This window comes from Ligilactobacillus ruminis ATCC 27782 (assembly GCF_000224985.1).
Taxonomy (GTDB): domain Bacteria; phylum Bacillota; class Bacilli; order Lactobacillales; family Lactobacillaceae; genus Ligilactobacillus; species Ligilactobacillus ruminis.
The window spans coordinates 1021120-1038436 of sequence record NC_015975.1 but is presented as its reverse complement, the minus strand read 5'-3'; the positions used below and the strand labels follow the sequence as shown (position 1 = coordinate 1038436).

At 42.9% G+C, this 17317-nt stretch carries 17 protein-coding genes and 2 pseudogenes; 14 read left to right on the top strand and 5 right to left on the bottom strand.

What is annotated here, in order from left to right; all coding sequences use genetic code 11:
* Nucleotides 1-372: 372 nt before the first annotated feature.
* Together LRC_RS05255 and LRC_RS12360 are read left to right on the top strand one after the other, a co-directional pair.
* Entirely contained in the window at nt 373-573 is a 201-nt protein-coding gene (locus LRC_RS05255) for a hypothetical protein (protein WP_014073471.1), read from the top strand.
* A pseudogene (locus tag LRC_RS12360) lies at nt 574-978 on the top strand (methyl-accepting chemotaxis protein); the annotation flags it as partial.
* 243 nt (nt 979-1221) lie between these two features.
* On the opposite strand, the gene LRC_RS05245 reads toward LRC_RS12360, so the two are convergent.
* Nucleotides 1222-2001, bottom strand: a complete 780-nt coding sequence (locus tag LRC_RS05245) for a YitT family protein (protein WP_014073468.1) — start codon at nt 1999-2001, stop codon at nt 1222-1224.
* 136 nt (nt 2002-2137) lie between these two features.
* On the opposite strand from LRC_RS05245, the gene LRC_RS05240 reads away from it, so the two are divergent.
* The 4 genes from LRC_RS05240 (at nt 2138) to LRC_RS05225 (ending at nt 5833) form a co-directional block, all read left to right on the top strand.
* The gene (locus LRC_RS05240; RefSeq protein WP_014073467.1) at nt 2138-2761 is read left to right on the top strand and encodes a Crp/Fnr family transcriptional regulator; all 624 of its coding nucleotides are present in this window, start codon (nt 2138-2140) and stop codon (nt 2759-2761) included.
* A gap of 126 nt (nt 2762-2887) precedes the next feature.
* Nucleotides 2888-3295 carry a helix-turn-helix domain-containing protein gene (locus LRC_RS05235; RefSeq protein ID WP_014073466.1) on the top strand — a complete coding sequence of 136 codons (408 nt, stop codon included), beginning with the start codon at nt 2888-2890 and terminating at the stop codon, nt 3293-3295.
* Between the two features lie 7 nt (nt 3296-3302).
* On the top strand, nt 3303-3704 hold the full coding sequence (locus tag LRC_RS05230; protein WP_014073465.1) for a hypothetical protein: 402 nt from the start codon (nt 3303-3305) through the stop codon (nt 3702-3704).
* 149 nt (nt 3705-3853) lie between these two features.
* Nucleotides 3854-5833 carry a methyl-accepting chemotaxis protein gene (locus tag LRC_RS05225; RefSeq protein ID WP_258414844.1) on the top strand — a complete coding sequence of 660 codons (1980 nt, stop codon included), beginning with the start codon at nt 3854-3856 and terminating at the stop codon, nt 5831-5833.
* A gap of 404 nt (nt 5834-6237) precedes the next feature.
* Here the strand turns inward: LRC_RS05225 and LRC_RS05220 are convergent, their stop codons facing one another.
* The 3 genes from LRC_RS05220 to LRC_RS05210 all read right to left on the bottom strand — a co-directional run bounded on the left by LRC_RS05220 (nt 6238) and on the right by LRC_RS05210 (nt 8979).
* Nucleotides 6238-7080, bottom strand: coding sequence for a YitT family protein (locus tag LRC_RS05220; protein WP_268825592.1), 843 nt, complete (start codon nt 7078-7080; stop codon nt 6238-6240).
* A 150-nt stretch (nt 7081-7230) separates the two neighbouring features.
* Nucleotides 7231-8541: an MATE family efflux transporter gene (locus LRC_RS05215; protein ID WP_014073462.1), complete on the bottom strand. Its 1311-nt coding sequence runs from the start codon at nt 8539-8541 to the stop codon at nt 7231-7233.
* A gap of 3 nt (nt 8542-8544) precedes the next feature.
* Nucleotides 8545-8979, bottom strand: coding sequence for a MarR family winged helix-turn-helix transcriptional regulator (locus LRC_RS05210; RefSeq protein ID WP_014073461.1), 435 nt, complete (start codon nt 8977-8979; stop codon nt 8545-8547).
* Nucleotides 8980-9169: 190 nt separating this feature from the next.
* Between LRC_RS05210 and dapB the strand changes: the two genes are divergently transcribed.
* The 5 genes and pseudogenes from dapB to LRC_RS05185 all read left to right on the top strand — a co-directional run bounded on the left by dapB (nt 9170) and on the right by LRC_RS05185 (nt 14677).
* Nucleotides 9170-9955, top strand: a complete 786-nt coding sequence (dapB, locus tag LRC_RS05205) for a 4-hydroxy-tetrahydrodipicolinate reductase (RefSeq protein WP_003693891.1) — start codon at nt 9170-9172, stop codon at nt 9953-9955.
* Nucleotides 9952-11154 carry a CCA tRNA nucleotidyltransferase gene (locus LRC_RS05200; RefSeq protein WP_014073460.1) on the top strand — a complete coding sequence of 401 codons (1203 nt, stop codon included), beginning with the start codon at nt 9952-9954 and terminating at the stop codon, nt 11152-11154. Before dapB ends, LRC_RS05200 begins: the two co-directional genes overlap by 4 nt.
* Before the next feature lie 142 nt (nt 11155-11296).
* On the top strand, nt 11297-13189 hold the full coding sequence (locus LRC_RS05195; RefSeq protein ID WP_014073459.1) for an ABC-F family ATP-binding cassette domain-containing protein: 1893 nt from the start codon (nt 11297-11299) through the stop codon (nt 13187-13189).
* 11 nt (nt 13190-13200) lie between these two features.
* Nucleotides 13201-14157 carry a thymidylate synthase gene (locus LRC_RS05190; protein WP_014073458.1) on the top strand — a complete coding sequence of 319 codons (957 nt, stop codon included), beginning with the start codon at nt 13201-13203 and terminating at the stop codon, nt 14155-14157.
* A 14-nt stretch (nt 14158-14171) separates the two neighbouring features.
* Nucleotides 14172-14677, top strand: a pseudogene (locus LRC_RS05185) (dihydrofolate reductase).
* Nucleotides 14678-14742: 65 nt separating this feature from the next.
* Here LRC_RS05185 and LRC_RS05180 read toward each other — a convergent pair.
* A complete protein-coding gene (locus LRC_RS05180; protein ID WP_014073457.1) occupies nt 14743-15369 on the bottom strand; it encodes a hypothetical protein in 627 nt (208 codons plus the stop codon).
* Nucleotides 15370-15503: 134 nt separating this feature from the next.
* Here LRC_RS05180 and LRC_RS05175 point away from each other — a divergent pair, with 134 nt between their 5' ends.
* Genes LRC_RS05175 through LRC_RS05165 form a run of 3 tightly spaced genes read left to right on the top strand, consistent with a single transcriptional unit; the run spans nt 15504 to nt 17316 of the window.
* Nucleotides 15504-16448 (top strand): SGNH/GDSL hydrolase family protein, encoded by a 945-nt coding sequence (locus LRC_RS05175; RefSeq protein WP_014073456.1) that lies wholly within the window; start codon nt 15504-15506, stop codon nt 16446-16448.
* Complete coding sequence (locus LRC_RS05170; RefSeq protein ID WP_014073455.1) at nt 16445-17077, top strand: YpmS family protein; 633 nt, start codon at nt 16445-16447, stop codon at nt 17075-17077. Before LRC_RS05175 ends, LRC_RS05170 begins: the two co-directional genes overlap by 4 nt.
* 5 nt (nt 17078-17082) lie before the next feature.
* Nucleotides 17083-17316 (top strand): YozE family protein, encoded by a 234-nt coding sequence (locus LRC_RS05165; protein ID WP_014073454.1) that lies wholly within the window; start codon nt 17083-17085, stop codon nt 17314-17316.
* Nucleotide 17317: the final 1 nt, after the last annotated feature.

Sequence of the window (17317 nt, the reverse complement as noted above, 5' to 3'; positions counted from 1 at the left end):
AAACCCATTCGGACAGTCTTTTGACTGTCCGTTTTTTTGCTGATTTGCGGTGTTTTTTATGAAATTGTTCTGCAACAGGATTCTTTGTGGTAAATTGTTGCAATAAGTGTTTTTTGTCATGATGTGCGTAAAGGCTGCTGCACAGCGGAGGCAGAATTTTATCTGACAGATTGCGCATATTGTCTGGAAGAGGTGACATGATTGAAATATGTTACAGTTATGCTGATCATTCTTGTGATGCTGCCGTGCAACGGCCACTGGATCAGGGGTTTCAATTAAAAATTCGTCAAGAGCGTTGCAAGCCACATAATCAGCATAAATGACCTTGATGCAGACGCAGACTTAATAAAGAACGTAGACATTCAGGAAGTCTTGAAGCGAAACAGTTATCAAGAACAGGACGGAGACGATGACGCATATGATAAGTTCCAACGCCTTGTCGGCATTGAAAGCGTCAAGAAGAAGTTCGACGAGTTCAGCTCACTGGACGAACTCAATCACCACCGTGAGAAAATGGGACAGCAGATTGGCGGATTCTCGCTGCACTCGCTGTTTATCAACGTCATCAACTAGATTTCCCGTCAGACGAATCTGCTCGCATTGAACGCCTCCATTGAGGCAGTCAGCGCCTGAGAAGCCGGCAAGGGATTCTCCGTTGTTGCGGCTGAAATCAGAAAACTTGCCGAACAGAGTGCCGCTTCAACGAAGGAAATCGAAGACATCATCGACAACATCAAGAAGCAGTCCAAGCTGATTCAGGAAGCCATCAAGTCGACGATGGAAGTCTTTAAGCGCAACAAGGGGCTGGCCTAAAAGGTTTCCGATGTTGCCGAAGTTTCGGACAGGATTGAGGAAGTTTCCGCAAACTTCGAGTAAGTCCTGGTAACGATTGACGAATTCACACATCATGTTTCAAATCTGCGTGACATTCCGAGCCATCTTAAGTCAGAAACTGACAAGCTCAAGGTTGAAGGATAGGAAAATATATTGAAGAAACGAAGCTAGGATGAAACTGACGATTTTCAGCTTTCAAAAAACAATCCGACTCCAGAATTTGGAATTATCCAGATTCGGAGTCGGATTTTCATATTCTTCAAAATAAAGTGTGAATTGTGTTTGCCCTGTAGATATTAGGAGCCTGTGATTGAATCTGAAAAAACAATCGCAAGCTCTTGATTTTCGGTTGAAGGTTTCCCAGACTCTTTTGTTAATTATGGAACTTCAGCGCGAAATCGTATAGCCTTTGCCGCTGACAGAATGAACGTCGCTGACGAAAACGAAAGCGGTCGGATCCTCTGAGACAGCAATTTGCTTGACTTTTGCAATTTTATTGTACTGCGTTACGACCATGATGACTTTCATCTTTTCGCTCAGATAGCCTGATTCGGCATGCAGAAGCGTTAAGCCTGCATCGACTTCCTCGTAGATGCGTTTCTTGATTTTGATATGCTCTTTTGACATGATCATGATTTCGCATTGTGATTGACCATATGAGAGAACCTTGTTGACGGCAAAAGCACAGATGAAGATCACGATCAGGCCATAAGCGTTTTGCATGAAGTCTTTTTGAAGCGCTTGGGCAAGCAAAACCAGGCAATCGCAGATATTCATGACGACTGCAACGGAAATCTTGAAGTACTTGTTGAAAATTACGCCCAAAATGTCAAAGCCGCCGTTTGAACCGTCTCCTTTCAAGACGAGACCGCTCCCGATTCCGACCAGCAATCCTGCGATAATTGCGCTGACCAGCGGATCGCTTTTTAAAGGAAGCAGAAAATTGATGTGTTGGCAGATATCGAGTCCGATGGGGAAAGCAATGCTGACCAGCAATGTTTTCAGGATGAATTTTCGACCAACGAATATATATCCCAGGATAAACAAAATGGCATTGCAAAAAAGAACAATCATCGACACTGATAAAGGAATCGATTTGCTCAAAAGGACGCTCAAGCCTGTCACGCCGCCAACGGCAAAATTTTGCGGCAAAACGATCATGCCCATTGCAATGTCGGTCAGGGCAACGCAAACAAAATTTTGGCCAAAGATAAGATTTTTTTCTTCATTTCAATCACCAATTGATATTATAATTGAAATAACCATTTTTTCTGTAGTTTAGGCTACATAAAGGAGCATTTTGTTGAAAGTTGTAATTGATCAAAAATATTTTTGCTTATTTGAATCAATCGGAAAAAGAATTCGCTTTTCACCGGGGGAGTTTGTTTTTTGCGAAAGCGATGAAGCAAATGAAATCTATCTTATCGTCAAGGGAAGGGTTCAGGTCTATCTTGGGACGTCTTCAGGAAAGCAAACGACGATTGAAGTTTTGAAAGAAGGCAGAATCTTTGGCGATGCGTCTTTTTTGGAACATTCCGTCCGCAAGGCAAACATCGTTGCGATTACGGATGTTGAGCTTATTTGTTGTCGGATCACGGACTTGATTCCGATTCTTCAGGAAAATTCAGAGCTTGCGCTTCTGATGATGAGACATTTGACTTCGACTTGCAATTATCTGACGAACACGATCAATCGATTGGTTAATTATGACAGCATTCAAAAAGTTGCCGATTTTCTTTTGACCGAAACGAATCCGAACGAACCGGTAATTCCTTATACGCATAGCGACCTTGCCGGATGTCTTAATCTGAATCGGGTAACGGTGTCAAGAATCATGGAGAAATTTAAAGCAGAAAGGATGGTTGAATACGGTCGCGGAACGATCAGGGTTTTGAAGCGCCAAAAGCTGGAAGAATTGCTTAAATAACGATGAAATCTGCATTTTTAAGCGACGTAAAAGAAGTTTTACGTCAAAAAACAACGGTTGTCAAGAAACTTTGATGGACTTAAGAAAACGACAGTGGCAAAATTTGGCACTAAAGGAGGGAAATTTTTGAATATCGGAAAACGGTTGAAGGATGCCCGCATCGAATCAGGATATACTCAAGAACAGGTTTCCGAACAGATTGACGTTTCAAGGCAGACAATCTCAAGCTGGGAAAACGGCAGAACGTTTCCTGATATCGTGAGCGTAGTAAGTTTGAACGACATCTATGATGTCAGCTTGGATGTTTTGATTAAAGGGGATGAAAAAATGCTTGAACATTTGGAAGAAAGCACGAATATCGTGAAGAGCAACAAGAAGCTGTTGTCTGCGATTATCGCAAATATTTTGACGGCTATTGCAACGATCGGACTAAGTGTTATTGTTCCGTCAAATGAATATGTTTTGGCGGGAGTCTTTTGCGTGATGATAATTGCCGCATCATTTTTGATGCATCAGAATGTCAAGAGAATTTAGGAGCAGAATGTATGAAAGCAAACGTTTTATAATGATTGGGGCGGCAATCATGTTGGTCGGAGCAATTTGTTTTGCTTACAGACTTTATGGAATCGTCCAAACCGATGCAAGATCAAGAGGATTCAAGCATCCGAAGACATGGGGACTATGTTCGATTTCATCGAATAATGGCAGTGTTCTGCTGTTGTATCTGATTAAACGGAGAAAATATCTGATTAGCGAACTTTCAAAAAGAATTGAAAAGAGCAAAAAAGCCATCAGCGCTGCGATTATATTTGTTGAAACGGGAGCAATTTTGATTGTTGTGTCAATTATTTTAAAATATGAAAGCTATTTTTTGAAACGCTATCATACTTTTTTGATTATAATGATTTCAAAAATAAATATTTATTTTTGTTTAAAGACTTAATATTCCTGTTTTTTTAGCCGAACTATAACAACAGTTGATAGATTATAATCGGAAAGGATTTAAGAATAATGGTGAGAAAACGTCAAAAATCAATCGGCAATTATATAATTTGCATACTTCTTTCAGTGGGGGTTCTTCCCTTGATTGTGATGGTTTTATCAATATACAATACGACGTCCAATCTTTTGATGGCAAGAAACGACTCTGCTAAGGTAAGCGCGACCAATGTTGTTCAGAAGGAAATTTCGGATTTTCGCAAGCAAGGCGAATGTGTTTTAAAGAACGTTGCGGGGTATCCTGAAATTTCCGGGGGAAAATATGATGAAAAAATTATCAAGACGCAGCTTGATCGTGCAAAGGATTCTTGTCAGTACATCCAAGGCATGGTCGTCGGCTACTCTGACAACAAGTATGTCAGCACGTGGTCTGAGCCGGCAGACTACAAGGTGACGTCACGTCCCTGGTATATCAAGGCTGTTGCAAATGAGGGCCAGATCTGCTGGACCAATCCGTATAAGAGTGCGTCAACGGGCAAGTATTTGGTGAGCGCATCGTATGCTATGAGATCACGTCAGGGAAAGCTGATCGTTGTCAGCGTTAATCTTAGTTATTCAAGCATTGAAAAGGTTATCAAGCAGCTTAAAATAGGTAATACCGGTCAGGTCACTCTTGTCTCAAATACGGGAATCGTTCTTGCATCAGAAGGCACTGGAAACAGCGGCTATAAAGATTCTGAAGATCTTACTTCAAGCACCGTCTTTAATAAAATCAAAAATGCAAACGCGCGCAAGGGAACGATTCATCTCAAGGGAACGTCTAAGGTAACTGACGTTTACTATGACAAAGGCGCGGTCGGAAGCGACTTATGGGTATTTTCGTCGGTTGGTAAGAACGATCTTTACAGGGAACGGATGACAATGATCAAGAATGCCATGATTGTGTCAGTCGTCGTTGTAATTTTGATTCTTTTCTTTACCGTTTTGACGGTAAAAGGATTGAAGGAAATCGCAAATATTTTAATGGAACATCTTGAACAAGCCGGAAAAGGTCATTTTAAGAAGATCCCTGAAAAATTTGAAAAAGCTTCATCTCTAGGGGCTCGTTATGGTCAAAGAATTGTTGCACCTAAGAAGGATGGCAACGAATTCAGTCGTATCGCCAACGGATTCAATGAAATGGTTGAACAAATCGGCGGATTGCTTGAAAGCGTCAAGTCTCAATCGGACAACGTTGCTGAAAAATCGGATTCTCTGTTGGAACTTTCCAAGCAGACGGGCAAGGCAACGGAAGAAGTTGCCCAAACGATTACGGGCATTGCTGAAGTTACGAGCTCGCAGGCTCAGGAAACGCAGGAAAGCGTAACTAAGCTTGAAGAACTTTCCAAGGTTATCGATGAGTTGAACGAAAGCGTTCAGGCCATGAATGCTGAATCCGACGAATCTGCCAAAATCAATCAGGACAACATGAACACGATGGACAGCGTCAACAGCAACTGGGTGGCTGAACTTGATGATATGAAAGCTTTATCTCAAAGCGTCCAGAATATGAATGCGGATATTCAGGACATTACCAAGATCATCAACGTCATCAACGAAATTTCGCGTCAGACGAACCTGCTGGCATTGAATGCCTCGATTGAAGCCGCCAGCGCAGGCGAAGCCGGTAAAGGCTTCTCAGTCGTTGCGGCAGAAATTCGCAAGCTTGCCGAACAAAGCGCGGCCTCGACGAAGGAAATCGAAGACATCATCGACAACATCAAGAATCAGTCAACTGAAATGGTCGACAAGACGAACAGTTCCGTTGAAGGCGGTCAAAAGCAGTCCAAGCTGATTCAAGAAGCCATCAAATCGACGATGGAAGTCTTCAAGCGCAATCAGGAAATGGCACAAAAAGTCGCGGGTGTTTCCAAAGCTTCAGAAAAGATTGAAGAAGTTCAAAGCAAAGTGCTCGAAGGACTTGAAAGCATCTCTGCTTCAACGCAGGAAAACGCAGCTGGAACGGAAGAGGTTTCCGCAAATTCCGAAGAAGTTTTGGCAACGATGGACGAATTCACGCAGCACGTTTCAGATTTGCGTGATATTTCCGGCCAATTGAAGAAAGAAACTGATAATCTCACTGTTGAAGGATAAATAAAATAATTGCTGTTTAAAAACGCCCGTCCGTTTTGGAACGGGCGTTTTTTGTTTCATTCAGGTGAAAAAATTTCTTGATTTAAGCCTATTTAACAAATTGATAGGGCATAATTTAGTTATCGGCTAAGGAAAAAGGACAGGCTAAGAAGTTCAAAAAATTTTTGAGCAGGCGTTCTCTGAAAGAAGAGGGCGCTTTTTGAATAAAAGCGGGTAATCAAGGCTGAGCCTAAGTTACAATAGATAGTTACTTTAACCATAAGGAAACAACTGAAAATGATGCGTGAGTCAATTTTAGAAATAATACATTCTTACTTTAACTAATAAACAAATCCAATTCATATCAACAGGAGGGATTAGCTTCTAAAAAAAAGCCAGACCCCTCGATCTGACTTTAAGAATATTTATTTAGAAAACTTCGTCGGCTTCTTCTCATAAGTAAATCCTTCTCCGAGAACTTCATTAACGTCAATGATTGAGATAAAAGCACTGCTGTCGATGGTTTCGATAATTCTTTTGGCAATCGTCAACTCGGTTGAGCTGATGACGCTGTAAATTGCCTTTTTGTCCTGTCCCGAATATCCGCCTTCAGCCTTGATGAAGCTGACTCCGCGATCAAGCTGACGCATGAGTTCGTTTGCGATTGCATCGCTTTTCGGAGAGATGATGATCAAACCGCGGGCAGAGTAGGAACCTTCCTGAATGAAATCAACAATCTTTGAAAAGACGTATGAAGCAAGCAGCGTATACATCATTTGTCTGAGATTGAGATAGGAAAGAGACAGAGTTAAAACCAAAACGTCAAGCGAAAGCAAAGTTTTTCCCATCGAAATTCCTTTTTGTTTTTCGAGAATTCTTGCAACGACGTCGGTTCCACCGGTGGTTCCGCCAAATCGGTAGATCAAACCGGACCCAAGTCCCCCGAAGAAACCAGCTAAAATTCCCGCAAGAAACATGTCATGCTGGACGCTGAGATTGAACGGCAAGGAAACACGTTGCCACAGCCAGATGAAAAAGGACAGGCTGAGCGTTCCGTAAACAGTATACAGTAAAGATTTTTTGCCAAGATAACGATAGCCGATCAAAATCAAAGGCACGTTGATCAAAACCGTTGTATATGCCGGGTCAATATGCAGCCAGTAGCGAATGATCAGCGTCACACCGGTAACTCCGCCTTCTGCCAAATTATTGGCAATATTGACGTTTACCAGTCCGTATCCGTAAAATGCGCACCCCAATGCAATCATCAGGAAATCCAGGACATGAATTTTGTCTTTATTCACGACCACACCTCCATATTATGATGAACTTAACATCTTTCATCATATCACGTTAGAGAAAAATTTGTTAAATATGAGCAAAAACTTATTATTTTAACCCGAAATTTTGTTTCAAGCTCAGCTTAATTGCGTTTTTTCGCTTTTTTCGACGACGAGCTTCAGGGCATATGCCAGAATCGCAGAAATTATTCTGGCAAAAACGCTGCTCCACCAAACCATGATCTGTCCACCGAACAGAGGGGGCAAAATCAGCATCAGTATCAGCATCAAAACAGGTTCGATGAACGTCAGAACATATGAAAAGGCGGTTTTTTCGGTCGCATAAAAACTTGCAGTGGCAATGCGGCTGATTGAAACAAACGGAACAGAAACTAAGAAGATCGGAATTATCTTTTCAATCTCTGCATTTACCGAAGCGGACGTTCCGAACAATGCACCGATGGCTCCCTTGGCATAAAACGTCGCAAAACATCCGAGCAAAGCGAGAATCAGTGAGAAGACATAGGCCATATCGCGCGTGATCTTCAGCTTATGCAGATTTTTAGCGCCATAATATCGACTCATCAGCGGCTGACTGCCATCTCCGACACCTTGTAAAATCAGATAGATGACGCAGATGACGTAAGAAATGCAGGCATACGTTGCAACGGCTCTGTCTCCTCCGTATTTGATCGAAAACCAATTAATGATGACAAGAGAAATATTGGGAGCAAGCGACATTCCGAATGGAGCAATCCCGACTCTAATCACGGGTCCGCTGATTTTCTTGATGATACTTAGTGGGATTTTCAGGCTGATGCTGCTTTTCTTAAGCAAATAGATCATTGCAAGCAAGAACGTCAATCCCTCTCCGAGAATCGTGGCCAAACCTGCTCCCGTCATCCCCAGATTTAAAACCCAAACCAACAGATAGTCGAGAATGATGTTCGTGACGAATCCGCTGATCATGGCCACCATGGAGAAAAAAGCTCCGCCATAGTTTCTGATCATCGGGACCAGACCAGTACTGCCAATTTGCAAAAAGGCTCCAAGCGCAATCACGCGAATATAAATTGTTCCCATTTCAAGCAAGGTTCCCTTCGCGCCGAGCAGGCTGACGAAGAATTCAGGGAAAAGTCCCGCTGAAAGGGTGATGATGATGCTTGAAACAATCAAAAGCCAAAGTGTTCCGTTGACAAAATTCATTGCCTTTTTCGGCTTGTTTTGGGCCGAACTGATCGAATATTGAACGGCTCCTCCCATTCCGATGCCGGTTCCGACGGCTAAAATAACGGCCGTGATCGGGTAGGCAACGTTGATGGCGGAAAGTCCGATGTCGCCCATCGTGTTTCCGACGAAAAAGCCATCAACGATCGCATAGACTCCTGAAAGAGCAAATGAGAGCACGGACGGGATGACGTAATTCATAAAAGTTCTCAAGTCAGACATGTTTTATACCTCGTTTAAGTTTCGTTCGAATAAGACATTGAACAGATCAAGCGTTTCAACGGCTGAAGAAATGCGGTCAGATCCGATCTGATGACAAATTTGCTTTTCCGTATCAAGAAGAGGTCCGATTTTTTCCATCGCATAGGCTTGGCCTGCGTCCGTCAAGGAAATGATGCGGGAGCGCTTGTCCGTTTTCGATGGCGTCATTTCAATCAGACCGTGTTTTTCCAAATCATGGACGACAGTGTTGACGGTTTGTTTGACGATGCCGCAATGTTCGGCGATTTCTTTTTGGGAACTGCATTTAAAAGCATAAAGGCCATAAAGCACCATCATTTCGGGATACCCCATTCCGTTTTTAGCGGCCCATCTGGAATAAAGCATGTTGCATTTGAACCAGGTCAGATCGATGCTCATGTTAAGAGAATAATCCAGCATAAAAATTCCTCCATAATTTGAATTGATATATCAGTATACTATATTAGTATGTTGTCGGACTAAAATCAAGTTCTTTTGAAACGAGATAAAGTTTGATTGCGAATAAGCAAAAAAATGTGTAAAATTGTAGTGATATAGGCGATTCCTTGAAAGGAATTCAAAGAATACTGTTTAAGAAGGAATGATATAAATGGTTAAAGTATTAGTAGCCGGTTTTAAGGGACGCATGGGGAACACGACCGTTCAAATGGTCCTCGAACATGAAGATTTTGAGTTGGTCGGCGTGTTTGATCCTTGCGCCAAGGAAAAGAACCTTAATGAAAATGCAGAGTATAAGGATACGGACGTTCCCGTCTATGTTTCGCGCGAAGAAATCAAGACGGACGCCGAAGTCTGGATCGACTTTACTGCACCAAGCGCTGTTTTTGAAAATGCGAAGTTTGCTTTGGAAAATCACATCAGTCCGGTAATCGGGACAACGGGAATGAGCGATGATCAGGTTGCCGAACTTCAGGCTCTTGCCAAAAAAGAACATGTCGGCGGACTCATTGCGCCAAACTTTGGTATTTCGGCCGTTTTGCTGATGCAGTTCGCCAAAAAGGCAGCTGAATATTTGCCGGACGTCGAAATCATCGAAATGCATCACGACAACAAGCTGGACGCTCCATCCGGCACGGCCATCAATACCGCCAAAATGATTGCTGAAGTTCGCAAGGCACATAAACAGGGCAATCCGGATGAAAAAGAAACCCTGGCAGGAGCACGCGGCGCGGATTACGAAGGCATGCGCATTCATGCCGTTCGTTTGCCGGGATACGTTGCTCACGAGCAGGTTTTATTCGGAGGAAAGGGCGAGGCTTTGACGATTCGTCAGGATTCGTTTGATCGAATTTCATTCATGTCGGGCGTTGCCGTAGCAACTGAAAAGATTCGCAACTATGATGAATTGATGATTGGATTGGAAAATCTCTTATGATCGTAAAAGAACTTCCGCAAGAATTTCTTGATGCCAAACCGATTATTGAAACAATCAAGCAGGCCGGCTTTGAAGCTTATTTTGTCGGCGGAAGCGTCCGTGACACGCTGCTTGGGCTTCCGATTCATGACGTTGATATCGCCACGAGCGCATACCCGCGGGAAATCAAAAAAATTTTCAAAAAGACCGTTGATACCGGCATTCAACACGGAACGGTGATGGTTTTGGATCATGGCGAGGGCTATGAGATTACGACCTTCAGAACCGAATCGACCTATCAGGATTTTAGACGTCCTGATCACGTGACGTTCGTTCGTTCGCTTGAAGAAGATTTAAAGAGGCGTGATTTGACGATCAATGCGTTCGCAATGGATGAAACGGGCAGAGTCGTTGACATGTTTGACGGCTTGAGCGATTTGCAAAACAAGCGTTTGAAAGCTGTCGGTGATGCGCATGAGCGATTCCACGAAGATGCTTTGAGAATGATGCGTACGATTCGTTTTGCGAGTCAGCTCGATTTCAAAATTGAAGAAAAGACATTTCAGGCTCTTGGAGAAAATTCGGCTTTGCTGGAAAAAATCGCCGTTGAGCGAATTCACGTCGAATGGATCAAGCTGATGATGGGAAAAAATCCTGGCTGCGGATTGAGCGCATTCTATGAAACGAAATTGTATCAGCATTGTCCGATGTTTTCAAAATACGGCGAAACGTTCAATGAACTTTCAAAAAGAAAGCTGGAAATTCAAGATGAAATCGAAGCCTGGACGCTTCTTTCATATTGTTTGAAGATGGATGGAAAAGATTTGGCAAAGCTTTTGCGAGCATGGAAGTCGTCAAACGAAACAATTGCCCAAACTGAAAAAGCGGTTGCCGCGTTGGAAAGCATTGCGGATCGTCGCGTTACGCGTTTTACGTTGTATAACGCTGGAGAAACGGGTTTAAAGACCGCTTTGGCAGTTGCAAAGCAAATGGAAATCACCGTTGATGAAGACAAATTGATTCATGATTACCGTACTCTTCCGATCAAGTCAAAAAAAGATCTTAAAGCAAACGGCGGGGATCTGATTAAAGAAGCAGGCATCAAGCCGGGACCGAAGATGGGAGAAATACTTGATTACCTTGAGGAAGAGGTTTTGTTTGGACGAGTGGAAAATGAAAAAACTTCCTTGCTTGAGCTGGCAAAACAAAGAATGAAATAAGCACAGCACGTCTTTGGACGTGCCTTTTTTTTACGGAACGGATATTTTTTGGCAAATGATCTGTAAGCAAATTTACATATAAAATAGATATGATATAATTTTAATTAATTACGTTCTCAAAAAAGACGAAGAAAGTGAAATTATGCAAACATTAAGGATTGAACATTTAACCAAGACCTACGGTGAAAAAACGTTGTTTGAGGATGCTGATTTCATCATCAACGAACATGATCGCATCGGTCTGATCGGAACGAACGGTTCAGGCAAAACAACTTTGCTCAATGCGATCAGCGGAATCGATCCGGCTGATTCGGGGGAATTAATCGCTCCAAACGATTATCGCATCGGGTATTTGAAGCAGATGCCTGAACTTGACGATTCAAAAACGATTATCGAGGCCGTTTTTGAAGGGGCGGGACCGATTTTTCAAACCGTCAGAAATTACGAAGAGGCGTTGGAAGCATACGGGTCTGATCCTGAAAACGAAAAGCTCGCCAAGCGATATTCGGATGCTGAAGACAAGATGAATCAAGAAGATGCATGGACTGCAGAAAGCGACGTCAAGACGATTTTGACGCAGCTTCACATCAGCGACTGGAACCAACAGGTCGGGACGCTCTCAGGCGGACAGCTGAAACGTGTCGGACTGGCTCAGGTTTTGATTCAGGCACCAGACCTCTTGATTTTGGATGAACCGACGAATCATCTTGACTTTGACTCGATCGAGTGGCTTCAAAGCTACCTTGCGTCATATAAGGGGGCGCTGTTGGTCATTACGCATGATCGATACTTCTTGGATCAGATTGCTTCGCGAATCATTGAGCTTTCGTTTGGAAAACTGTATTTTTACACCGGAAACTATCAAGATTTCGTTGCACAAAAAGCAGAACGCGTCGAACGCGAACTGGTTGCCGAACACAAGCAGCAGCAGCTTTACAAAAAAGAGCTTGCCTGGATGCGTACCGGAGCCAAGGCCAGAACTACCAAGCAACAGGCTCGCATCAATCATTTCAACGAGTTAAAGGATGGCCTGAACAAAGTGCAGGTTGACGGAAAAGTCGACATCAATCTTGGGCAGGCTCGACTCGGAAAAAAAGTGCTCGAGGTCAAAAAAGGCTCGCTGACGCTTCAAAATCACAAGATTATCAATGATTTTGATCTGTTGGTCAAAGCTGGCGACAGAATCGGAATCACCGGCGTCAACGGTGCCGGCAAATCCAGTTTTTTGAACGTGCTTGCAGGCGATTTGCCGCTTGATTCAGGCGAGCTGATCGTCGGTGAGACCGTTAAGTTGGCCTACTATCGGCAACAAACGGAAAAAATTCCGGAAGACAAGCGGATCATCAATTATTTGGACGAAGTCGGACAAAGCGTCGTCAACAAAAACGGAGAACGCGTCAGCACGACGCAGCTGCTCGAACAGTTTCTTTTTCCGCGTTTCATGCACGGAACCTTGATCAGAAAATTGTCGGGCGGTGAAAAGAGAAGACTTTATCTGTTGAAATTGCTGATGTCTTCACCAAACGTGCTGCTGCTTGACGAGCCGACCAATGATCTTGACATCGGAACTTTGACGATTCTTGAGGATTATCTCGAATCGTTCGCAGGGACGGTCATCACTGTTTCTCATGATCGTTATTTCTTGGACAAGGTTGCGTCAGATCTTTTGATTTTCAAAGGTCAAGCACGGATAGAGCGTTATACGGGAATGTTCACCGATTATCTGAGTCAAGAAACTCATGCTAAAAAAGAAAGTGTCACACCGAAAAAAAGCAGCGCAAATTCTTCAACGGAAGACAAGAAAGTCTCAAAAGAAAAAACCAAGCTGACTTATGCGGAACAAATGGAATTTGACAAATTGGAAAAAGAAATTGACGACCTTGATGAACGCAAAGCAGAGCTTCAGGAAGAAATGAACAACGTTCCGGGATCAGATTACGGCAAACTTGGCGATTTGCAGCGTCAGATTGACGAGATTGATCAGCGAAGCGAAGAAGCAATGGAACGTTGGGAGTATTTAGGACAGTACGTATAGGGAGGATTATGATGGCAGAACTAGAAGAACCGTATTTGCAACTGATCCGCGATATTTTGGATCATGGACATAAAAAAGATGATAGGACGAAGACAGGAACTATAAGCCTGTTCGGATACCAGATGCGCTTTGATCTCGGCAAAGGATTCCCGCTTTTGACGACCAAAAAGGTTCCGTTGGGACTGATTAAAAGCGAGCTTTTATGGTTTTTAAACGGCGATACGAACATTCAGTATCTTCTTAAGCACAAAAACCACATTTGGGACGAATGGGCATTCAAAAAATGGGTTGAATCAGACGAGTACGAAGGACCGGATATGACGGATTTTGGCTTGCGCTGCCAAAAAGACCCTGAATTTGACAAAGTCTATCGGGAACAGATGAAACTTTTTTGCGACAGAATGGTCAATGATGACGAATTTGCCAAAAAATACGGTGATTTGGGCAACGTTTACGGTGCACAATGGCGTCACTGGAAGACGAGCAATGGCGAGACGATCGATCAGATCAAGAACGTGATTGAAGAAATCAAGACCAATCCTGATTCAAGGCGTCTGATCGTCACCGCATGGAATCCGGAAGACGTGCCGACAAGCGCTCTGCCTCCTTGCCATTCATTGTTCCAATTTTACGTAAACGACGGAAAACTCAGCTGTCAGCTTTACCAACGAAGCGGGGACGTTTTTTTGGGCGTGCCGTTCAATATTGCAAGCTACTCGCTGCTGACGCATCTGATTGCGCGCGAATGCGGCCTTGAAGTCGGAGAATTCGTGCATACTTTGGGTGATGCTCATATTTATTCGAATCATATCGAACAGGTTAAAGAACAACTCAAAAGGACTCCGAAGAAAGCACCGACGTTATGGCTCAACCCTGAAAAGAAGCATTTGGAAGACTTTGACGTTGATGACATCAAAGTCATCGACTATGATCCGGCACCGGCAATCAAGGCACCGGTTGCTGTTTGACAGGGGGAACTGAAATGCTAGCATATATATGGGCTGAAGATTCAGCGCATCATATCGGCATCAACGGTAGACTGCCGTGGCACTTGCCGAATGATTTGGCCTATTTTAAGCGACAGACATCGGGACATCCGATGATTATGGGCAAAAAAACGTTTGACAGTTTTCCGAAGCTTCTTCCTGGTCGTTTGCACGTCATTTTGACCCACAGCATTGAATTTGAAAAAGAATATGCAGACAATGATCAGGTCGTCGTAGTTCATAACGAAAATGATTTAAGAAAGTGGCTCTTGCGGAACACGATTCTGAAATAACGTTCGTTATCGGTGGCGCATCTTTATTTAAAATGTTCAAGGATGACGTCGATCTGCTTTATGTCACGAAGATTAAAGAAAAGTTTGACGCGGACACGACAATGCCGGACCTTGACATGGACCGTTTTGCTTTAAAATACGAAGAAAAAGGAACGACGGACGAAAAGAATCAATATCAGCACACGTTTTTCGTTTATGAAAGAAAATAACCCCCAAAAAAGCGCAACCCGCATGAGTCTGGTTGCGCTTTTTTAATTATGATTTTGCATGACGATTACACCAATTGAACGGTCTTGCCTGATAACGAAAGGCATAACGTTGCCAGCGCGCTGAGCGTGATTCCCGTCGGAACCAAAATATTTGAAATCAAGAACAGTTTCTCGCGGCTGAGCATGAACATCCCCATTAAAGTCAAGACGGATGCGATTACGGAAATAAAATTCATTTTCGAAAAAACCAGGATGAAACTGGCGATGTAGATAACCGCAAAGACAGGATAGACAAAATTCCAATATTTAAAATATCTGATACTGGTGTAGATGATCATCAAAATTGCGACTCCGCACAGCAATCCGAACGAAACCCAGCCGCTTGCCGAAAATTTCAAGCCGAAACAATACGGGAAAAGCGAGCTGATTACAGCAATGATGGCGAAATCAAGCGAAATTTTGCCCATCGTCGTGCTGGCACGGGTATTGACCATGCTGACTGAAATAATTTGCAAAATTATATAAATCATGCATGATCCGAACATGATTGAAGCAGCTGTCGTCATGCTGATGTCCTTAGCCAAAATAGCTTTGACGATATTGACGATGCCGATGCCACCGTAAACGGCAAAGCAAAGCCCCGTCCAAACCCCGACGAAAATAATGTGTTCTGTTGGTACTTTACGTTTCAAAGAAATGCCCCCTCAAAAAGACTTTAACATATAATTGAAGAATTTAACAACAAAAACTGGCATCGTTTTTGATTTTCAGCGGCAAGATGTTATACAATATTCTTATATGTAATTTAGACGGGGTGACTTATTAAGTGAAGAAAGCAAAGAGTTTATTAATCTTTTTGGGCGTGGTTTTGTTGGTTTCCGTCGGTGCTTTTTCGTTATTGAAATGCACGGTTTCAACTCAAAACGAAGTGGATTTGGAAAAATCGGATACCGCCAAGGCAGCAAGTTCCAGAAAAGTTCCGAAACAAGACATTTCGTTGGTGGGATTGGGCGATTCCTTGACTCATGGGGTTGGCGATCCTGAAAATAAGGGCGGGTACGTCCACATGATCAAGCAAAAGCTGAACAAGGAGCACAACGTTTCGGTCACGACCAATAACTTTGGCAAAACGGGCGACAGAAGCGATCAGATTGAAAAGCGTGTCGAAACCAGCAAAAAGATTCAAGACGCCTTGGAAGATGCAGACGTGATTACGATGACGGTCGGCGGAAACGATCTGATGCAGGTCATGCAAAACAACTTTATGGCACTTGCTGCAAACAAGCTTGACAAGGTGATGCCAAAAGAAGAAGAGAAGTATGATGCAAAACTTTCATCCTTGTTTACGGCAGTCAGAAAATACAACAGCAAGGCACCGATTTTTTTAATCAGCGTGTACAATCCGTTTTACGTATATTTTCCAAACTTGACCCCAATGCAGGAATATACTAAAGAATGGAATAAAATTGCTGAATCTCATGCTGAAAAGGATGATAAAATGGAGTTCGTCGATGTTTGCGATCAGTTGTCCGAAGGCCAATATTATGGTCATTCAAAGAAGAAACTGAAACAGGAGGCAAATTCTGATCTGGCTGAACTTTCAAATCAAAAACTTGAAACCGCATTGAACGACAAATCAGAAAAGAATGACTATCTGTCTGATGCTGACCATTTTCATCCCAATAAAAAAGGCTACAGATATATGACATCGAGGCTTTACGAAGTGATGGAAAAACATGAAGATCTGTGGCTTAAGAAAGGAAATGAATGATTTTGACGGAACACAAAAGAAAAACCGTTAAGCTGACGAAGCCTGCCAATCCGTGGAAATGGGCGTTTGCCATTTTGCTGGGATTGGTAATTGCATTTTTTATGTTTATCTTTGTCAAAGTTACGACTCCAAGCGTTGATCAGAACAGAATCGTTGAAAAAACGGAAGCCTCGGCCGACAAGTATGCTGATTTGTCGGTCAGCATGAACAAGGACCAGCTTGAAGCGGCAATCAATTATTATTTGAAACAAAATCAAACCAAAGATTCGATCAGGTATCGTTTTTTACTCGACAAGTCCGCGATTTTAATGGGAACGACCAAAATTTTGGGAGCCAATGTTTCTTTTACGCTTTATACGAAACCTGTGCTTGACTCTGACGGAAACATCGTTTTGAATGCTAAATCGGTTGCAATCGGTTCTTTGAACGCACCGCCAAGCTTTGTTTTGGGATACGTCAAAAACAACTACGATCTTGGACGTTGGGCCAAAATTGATTCAAAAAGATCAAAAATCATGCTTGACTTGAATCAATTGACGAAAAAGCAAGGCATCAAAGTTCGCGGACAAAGTTTGAATCTTCAAACCGACGATATCAGATTCAACGTGTCGATTCCGCTTGACAAGTAGGTGGCATGATGGTTAAAGGTACGATGACTTTTTATGCATTTTTAATGACGCTGCGCAATCCGGATGAAAACACTGAGATGGCAACTTTTGCGAATGCGGCATTTTATGATTTGGCTTTCCCGAAGCAATCCATCGACCATGATGAAATCTCTGACTACTTGGAACTTGAAGCAGGCTACGTGTCTTCAATGACGGTTTTTGATGATGCGTGGCAGCTGTATTTGGACAAAAACGCATAAG

Bases quoted from the DNA above. Each gene is read 5' to 3' on its own strand.
- LRC_RS05245 (WP_014073468.1), bottom strand. From the start codon at position 2,001: ATGGGCATGATCGTTTTGCCGCAAAATTTTGCCGTTGGCGGCGTGACA.
- LRC_RS05190 (WP_014073458.1), top strand. From the start codon at position 13,201: ATGGCAGAACTAGAAGAACCGTATTTGCAACTGATCCGCGATATTTTG.
- LRC_RS05215 (WP_014073462.1), bottom strand. From the start codon at position 8,541: ATGTCTGACTTGAGAACTTTTATGAATTACGTCATCCCGTCCGTGCTC.
- LRC_RS05200 (WP_014073460.1), top strand. From the start codon at position 9,952: ATGATCGTAAAAGAACTTCCGCAAGAATTTCTTGATGCCAAACCGATT.
- LRC_RS05220 (WP_268825592.1), bottom strand. From the start codon at position 7,080: ATGATTGCATTGGGGTGCGCATTTTACGGATACGGACTGGTAAACGTC.
- LRC_RS05165 (WP_014073454.1), top strand. From the start codon at position 17,083: ATGATGGTTAAAGGTACGATGACTTTTTATGCATTTTTAATGACGCTG.
- LRC_RS05195 (WP_014073459.1), top strand. From the start codon at position 11,297: ATGCAAACATTAAGGATTGAACATTTAACCAAGACCTACGGTGAAAAA.
- LRC_RS05230 (WP_014073465.1), top strand. From the start codon at position 3,303: ATGTATGAAAGCAAACGTTTTATAATGATTGGGGCGGCAATCATGTTG.
- LRC_RS05170 (WP_014073455.1), top strand. From the start codon at position 16,445: ATGATTTTGACGGAACACAAAAGAAAAACCGTTAAGCTGACGAAGCCT.
- LRC_RS05225 (WP_258414844.1), top strand. From the start codon at position 3,854: ATGGTTTTATCAATATACAATACGACGTCCAATCTTTTGATGGCAAGA.
- LRC_RS05210 (WP_014073461.1), bottom strand. From the start codon at position 8,979: ATGCTGGATTATTCTCTTAACATGAGCATCGATCTGACCTGGTTCAAA.
- dapB (WP_003693891.1), top strand. From the start codon at position 9,170: ATGGTTAAAGTATTAGTAGCCGGTTTTAAGGGACGCATGGGGAACACG.